The 5,818-nt window shown below is 66.2% G+C and carries 7 protein-coding genes; 4 read left to right on the forward strand and 3 right to left on the reverse strand.

The genetic code is table 11. From position 1 onward, the window contains the following. From BIS11_RS09500 to BIS11_RS09515, 4 genes are all read left to right on the forward strand, one after another. Positions 1–198, forward strand: a 198-nt coding sequence (locus BIS11_RS09500; RefSeq protein ID WP_301286433.1) for a TrkA C-terminal domain-containing protein, incomplete at its 5' end; no start/stop codon positions are given. A 46-nt stretch (positions 199–244) separates the two neighbouring features. After that, positions 245–1,693: a TrkH family potassium uptake protein gene (locus BIS11_RS09505; protein WP_253418733.1), complete on the forward strand. Its 1,449-nt coding sequence runs from the start codon at positions 245–247 to the stop codon at positions 1,691–1,693. A gap of 33 nt (positions 1,694–1,726) precedes the next feature. Next, positions 1,727–2,980, forward strand: a complete 1,254-nt coding sequence (locus BIS11_RS09510; protein WP_253418736.1) for a TraB/GumN family protein — start codon at positions 1,727–1,729, stop codon at positions 2,978–2,980. After that, positions 2,977–3,882, forward strand: a complete 906-nt coding sequence (locus BIS11_RS09515; protein WP_253418739.1) for a DMT family transporter — start codon at positions 2,977–2,979, stop codon at positions 3,880–3,882. Before BIS11_RS09510 ends, BIS11_RS09515 begins: the two co-directional genes overlap by 4 nt. Here BIS11_RS09515 and BIS11_RS09520 read toward each other — a convergent pair. The 3 genes from BIS11_RS09520 to BIS11_RS09530 all read right to left on the reverse strand — a co-directional run. After that, positions 3,879–4,625, reverse strand: a complete 747-nt coding sequence (locus tag BIS11_RS09520; RefSeq protein WP_253418742.1) for a tRNA-uridine aminocarboxypropyltransferase — start codon at positions 4,623–4,625, stop codon at positions 3,879–3,881. The two genes, BIS11_RS09515 and BIS11_RS09520, sit on opposite strands and share 4 nt — an antisense overlap. Before the next feature lie 72 nt (positions 4,626–4,697). Continuing rightward, positions 4,698–5,447: a Sir2 family NAD-dependent protein deacetylase gene (locus BIS11_RS09525; protein ID WP_253418745.1), complete on the reverse strand. Its 750-nt coding sequence runs from the start codon at positions 5,445–5,447 to the stop codon at positions 4,698–4,700. Positions 5,448–5,527: 80 nt separating this feature from the next. Next, positions 5,528–5,818, reverse strand: a 291-nt coding sequence (locus BIS11_RS09530; protein ID WP_253585970.1) for an ethanolamine ammonia-lyase light chain EutC, incomplete at its 5' end; no start/stop codon positions are given.

Raw genomic sequence — 5,818 nt, forward strand, 5'->3', positions numbered from 1 at the left:
GTGGTGGGCCGGGCGGTGCGCGACATCGAGCTGCCGGAAGGCACCACCATCGGGGCGATGGTGCGCGGCAAGGAGGTGATCATCGCCCACGGTGACGCGGTGGTGGAGAGCGGCGACCACGTGATCCTGTTCGTGATCGACAAGCGCCGGATTCGCGACGTCGAGCGGCTCTTCCAGGTCGGGCTGACGTTCTTTTGAGCGCTTCTGATCCCGTTTCCCACTCTTTCAGGAGCCGTTCGATTCCATGAGCCTGCGCGTCATACTTCGCATTCTGGGGCTTTTGCTGATGCTGTTCAGCCTCACCATGCTGCCGCCCATGTTGATGTCGCTATGGTTTCGAGATGGCGTCTGGTACGCCTTCGCCAGCGGCATCGCGATCACCGTGATGACCGGGCTTATGCTCTACCTGCCCAATCGCCGCGAGCGCAGGGAGCTGCGTATTCGCGACGGTTTCATCATCGCGGCGATGTTCTGGACGGTACTGGCGTTATTCGGCTCGATCCCGCTGATGCTGTTCGGCGAGAATGCGCTGCACTTCACCGATGCGGTGTTCGAGTCGTTTTCCGGGCTGACCACCACCGGGGCCACGGTGATTACCGGCATCGACTTTCTGCCGGAATCGATTCGCTATTACCGCCAGCAGCTGCAGTGGCTCGGCGGCATGGGGATCGTGGTGCTGGCGGTGGCGATCCTGCCGACGCTCGGCGTCGGCGGCATGGCGCTGTATCGCACCGAGATTCCGGGCCCGCTCAAGGACTCCAAGCTCACCCCGCGCATCACCGAGACCGCCAAGGCGCTCTGGTACATCTACGCCACGTTGACCGTAGCGTGCCTTGTGGCCTACATGCTGGCAGGCATGAACTGGTTCGATGCGCTGGGGCATAGCTTCTCGACCATTGCCAACGGCGGCTTTTCGACCCACGACGCCAGCATCGGCTACTTCAACAGCCCCGCCATCGAGCTGATCTGCGTGGCGTTCATGTTGATCTCGGCGTTCAGCTTCAGCCTGCACTTCATCGCCTGGCGGGAGAAACGCCTGATACACTACTTCCAGGACCCGGAAGCGCGCTTTCTGATGCTGTTTCTCGCGGGCCTGGTCACCGTCGCCACCGCCACGCTCTGGTTCACCGGCACCTACGATACCCTTCACGGGCTGCGCCACGCGCTGTTCGAGGTGGTGTCGGTGGCGACCACCGCGGGCTTTGCGGTAGCGGACTTCTCCGCCTGGCCAGGCGCGCTTCCGTTTCTTTTGTTCATCGCCGCCTTCGTCGGCGGCTGCTCTGGCTCCACCGCCGGCGGCATGAAGGTCATCCGTATCATCCTGATTCTCAAGCAGGGCATGCGCGAGGTGATGCGCCTGATCCACCCCAATGCGGTGATCGCGGTCAAGGTCGGCAAAGTGAGCGTACCCGATAGCATCGCCCAGGCGGTATGGGGCTTCTTCTCCGCCTACGTGATGCTGTTTTTCTTGATGCTGGTGGGCGTGATGGCCACCGGCGTCGACCAGATCACCGCCTGGTCCACGGTGGGCTCGGCGCTCAACAACCTGGGCCCGGCCCTGGGCGAGGCCAGCGAACACTACGGCGACATGCCGAATCTCGCCAAGTGGATTCTGGTGCTGGCGATGCTGCTGGGTCGCCTCGAGATATTCACCGTACTGGTTCTCTTCACCCCCGCGTTCTGGCGCCGCTGAGGCGCCGGACGTGATCATCTGCGAGTAAACACCATGATGCAGGACGACGCCTCTTTACCGGATGCCGCCTCCCTCGAGACGCTTCCCGCCACCAGCGGCCCGTTGAAGGTCATTCAGGTCGGCGATACCCGCTACACCCTGCTGGGCACCGCCCACGTTTCCGCCGAGAGCGCCGAGGACGTCACGCGCCTGCTGGCAAGCGGCGCCTTCGACGCGGCGGCCATCGAGCTATGCGACGCCCGCCACCACAGCATGACCAACCCGGATGCCATGGGCGAGCAGGACCTGTTCCAGGTCTTCAAGCAGGGCAAGGCGGGCATGGTCGCGGCGAGCCTGGCCCTCGGCGCCTTCCAGCAGCGCATCGCCGAGCAGTCCGGCATCCAGCCCGGTGCCGAGATGCGCGCGGCGGTCGAGTCCTGCCGCACCCACGAACTTCCTTTGCTGCTGATCGACCGCGACGTGGGCGTGACCTTGAAGCGCATCTATCGCAACGTGCCCTGGTGGCAGCGCTTTTCGCTGTTCAGCGGGTTGATCGGCAGCGTCATGTCGCGCCAGGACGTCTCCAAGGAGGAGATCGAGAAACTCAAGGAGGGGGACATGCTGGAGGCGACCTTCAGCGAGTTCGCCGCCGAGTCCGAGACCCTCTACACGCCCTTGATTCGCGAGCGCGACCGCTACATGGCGCTGCGCCTTTGCGAGCAGGCGCCCCCGGGGCGCTTCAAGAACGTGCTGGTGGTGCTGGGTGCGGGGCACCTCAAGGGGACCGCCGAGCACCTCGAGGCGCCGTTGCCCGAGGAGCCGGCCGTCGAGCGCGAAGCGCTCGAGCACACTCCACCGGCGTCGAAGCTCTGGAAGGCGCTGCCCTGGCTGATCACCGCGCTGGTCATCACCGGCTTCGCCATCGGGTTCTCGCGCAATACCGACCTTGGCTGGCAGCTGGTGCTGGAGTGGTTTCTGATCAACGGCATCCTTGCCGGCGGGGCGACGCTGTTGGCGCTTGCCCACCCGGTCACGGTGATCGCCACCTTCTTCGCCGCCCCGCTCACCTCGCTCAACCCGACCATCGGTGCCGGCTTCGTCGCCGCCGGGGTGGAGCTCTACATGCGCAAGCCCAAGGTGCGTGACTTCTCGTCGCTCAGGCACGACGTCACCGCGCTCAAGGGCTGGTGGAAGAACCGCGTGTCGCGCACGCTCCTGGTGTTCATCCTGGCCACGCTCGGCTCGGCGATCGGCACCTGGGTGGCGGGCTTTCGCATCGCCGGGGCGCTGTTCGGCAGCGGCGCATGAACCGGATCGCCCGCGCCCCCTGGCAGGCGGATGCCCTGCTGCTGCTGGTCACGCTGATGGCCGCCGGCGGCTGGATCTTCTCCAAGGAAGCCCTGATGGGCATGCCGCCGCTTCTGTTCATCGGCACCCGCTTTCTGCTCGCCGGCGCCATCCTGCTGGGCTTCGCCTGGCCGGCGCTGCGCCGCCTGCCCGCCCGCCGCGTACGCCGGGGCCTGCTGGTGGGGCTTTTGTTCAGCGTGGCCACCGGGTTCTGGATCATGGGGCTTAACTACTCCCAGCACTTGGGCGAGAGCGCCTTCATCACGAGCCTCGGCATTCTGCTGGTGCCGGTGATCGGCATGCTGTTCGGCGAAACGCCGCCGCGCACCACCTGGATCGCGCTGCCCGTGGCGCTGACAGGCTTCGGGCTCCTGTCGCTCAACGCGGGTTTTCGCGTCGAGGTCAGCCAGCTACTGATGGTGTGCGCCGCACTCGGCTTCGCACTTCTGATCAACGTCAATACCCGCGTGGTGCGCAACGTCCCGGCGCTGCCGCTGACCACGCTTCAGCTGCTGGCGGTGGGCGCGGTGCTGACGCTTATGTCGCTGCTGTTCGAGCGCGCGCCCGTGGCACTCGATACCGCTATCTTGGGCTGGCTGCTGGCAAGCGTGGTGCTGTCGAGTTCGCTGCGCTATTTCCTGCAGATCAAGGCCCAGGGCATGACCACGCCGAGCCACGCCTCGGTGATCCTGATGCTCGAGGCGGTGTGGACCGCGCTGATCGCCGCCTGGTGGTTCGGTGAAACCATGACCGCCCTTCAGCTCATCGGCTGCAGCCTGATCTTCCTGGCGCTGCTCATCAACCGCTGGTACTGGGTGCGCAAGGTGCTGCGCCGCTGGCTGCCCACGAACGCCCGCGCCTAATCGCCATCCCGCCGCGCCAGCAGCCGCTGCATGGCCGGCGTGGGCTCATCGATCCGCGTGTAGAAACGGCTCGCCGCGTAGCTCTCGTTGAACACGTCGAAGTAGTCGTCGAGCACGCTCGCCGCCGTCTCGTCTCCGCCCTGGCGCAGCAGCTCGATGGCCACTTCGGCGGTGCACAGGTGCGCTTTCGAGGCGGGCTTTCTCAGCCGGTAGCGGGTTTCGCGCTCGGTGCGAAGCGGCAATACCGGCAACGCGTCCAGGTACGGGCTCTTGCGAAACATGCGCCGCGCCTGGCGCCAGGTACCGTCGAGAATGACGAATACCGGAATCCTCCCATTCGCCTTGGCGACGTGCACCGCATCGATGCCGACCACGCGCTCGGCGTAGTCCGGCTGGTCGTCGGGGAAGATCAGAAACGGCGCGTAGCGCGTATCCTGCAGCAGGGCCGCAAGTTCGGGGTCGAGCTCGGTGCGCGACCAGGTGAATACCCGGGTATCCGGCAGCACGTCGCGAATGAGTCGCCCGGTGTTGGTGGGCTTCATGTGCTCGAGCGAATGAGTGAGAAGCCATACCCGGGCCACGCTCTCGGCGCTCGCCTTGTAGGGGCACAGGCAGTTGAGCTTGGGCAGGTTGCAGCCCGGGCAGCGAATCACGAAGCTGCCGCGCGCCTTGAACTCGCGCCGTGGCGGGCGCGGATGCTCGGCAGGCGAGCCCGTTTCAGAGGAGGTATCGAAGGCGGACATCGGCGCACCTAATCAATCAAGGGGCGCCGAGTATAAAGCAGCGCCGGGCGCGTGACGAACACCGGTTACCGCTCAATCGAGCGCGAAACTCTTCTGGCGGCGCCACCGGTTGACCAGCGCCGGCACGCCTTCCCCGGCGGTGGTGTTGATGGCCAGCACCCCGGGCGGGGTCAGGGCGTCGGCGTCCGGGTCGATCAGCGCGCAGGGGGTGTCCACGCCGATGTAGGAGAGCAGCGAGGCGGCGGGCATCACCGCCAATGAGGTGCCCACCACCAGAAAGAAGTCCGCCTGGGCGGCGAGCGCGCAGGCCTGGTCGAACAGCGGCACCGATTCGCCGAACCAGACCACGTCCGGGCGCAGCTGGCTGCCCTTGTCGCACACGTCGCCCAGCGCAATGTCCCCCTTGATGGGGTAGCGAAGGCGCGCATCGACGCTGGAGCGCGCCTTCAGGATCTCGCCGTGCAGGTGCAGCACGCTTTTCGAGCCCGCCCGCTCGTGCAGGTCGTCGATGTTCTGGGTGATGATCGACACCGTGAAGCCGTCCTGCTCGAGGGCGGCCAGCGCCTTGTGGGCGGCGTTGGGCCGGGCGCGGCGAATCTGCTCGCGGCGCTGGTTGTAGAAATCGAGCACGCGCTTTGGATCGTCGCGAAAGCCCTCAGGCGTGGCGACCTTCTCGACCGGGTGCTCCTCCCACAGGCCGTCGCTGGCGCGAAAGGTCTTGATGCCGCTCTCGACACTGATACCGGAGCCGGTGAACACCACCAGGTGCGGCAGCGTCACCGCCTGCAGGTGGCTGTTATCCGCGGGCTCGCCTGCCAACATGGTTCCTCTCCTTGAAAAGCGCCCTCGGGCGGGCGCCTTTCAGACTAGGCGATGGCGCGGGCGGATGGCAACGCCATGGGTCAGTCCGCGACCAGGAAGTTGCGCGTCGAGCCGATGGACTCGACCTCGTTCTCCTCGCTGCGATCCTTGAGCGCGACGCCGGAAAGCCCGCGCTCGCGGACCTGTTCGAGCAGCCCCATCAGCCTGCGCGCCGCCTCGTCGACGCAAAGCCCCGCCGGGCGCACGTTGGAGATGCAGTTGCGCCGGTCGTCCCGGAGCCCCACCTGCGGTGCCCAGGTCAGGTAGAGGCCGAGGCTGTCCGGCGAGCTTAGCCCCGGGCGCTCGCCGATCATCACCAGCACCGACGATGC

The sequence above is a fragment of the Halomonas sp. 707D4 genome (assembly GCF_024158685.1).
Lineage (GTDB): Bacteria > Pseudomonadota > Gammaproteobacteria > Pseudomonadales > Halomonadaceae > Vreelandella.

Excerpts from the sequence above, each read along its gene's own strand:
- BIS11_RS09525 (WP_253418745.1), bottom strand. The coding sequence starts at position 5,447 with ATGTTGGCAGGCGAGCCCGCGGATAACAGCCACCTGCAGGCGGTGACG.
- BIS11_RS09510 (WP_253418736.1), top strand. The coding sequence starts at position 1,727 with ATGATGCAGGACGACGCCTCTTTACCGGATGCCGCCTCCCTCGAGACG.
- BIS11_RS09515 (WP_253418739.1), top strand. The coding sequence starts at position 2,977 with ATGAACCGGATCGCCCGCGCCCCCTGGCAGGCGGATGCCCTGCTGCTG.
- BIS11_RS09505 (WP_253418733.1), top strand. The coding sequence starts at position 245 with ATGAGCCTGCGCGTCATACTTCGCATTCTGGGGCTTTTGCTGATGCTG.
- BIS11_RS09520 (WP_253418742.1), bottom strand. The coding sequence starts at position 4,625 with ATGTCCGCCTTCGATACCTCCTCTGAAACGGGCTCGCCTGCCGAGCAT.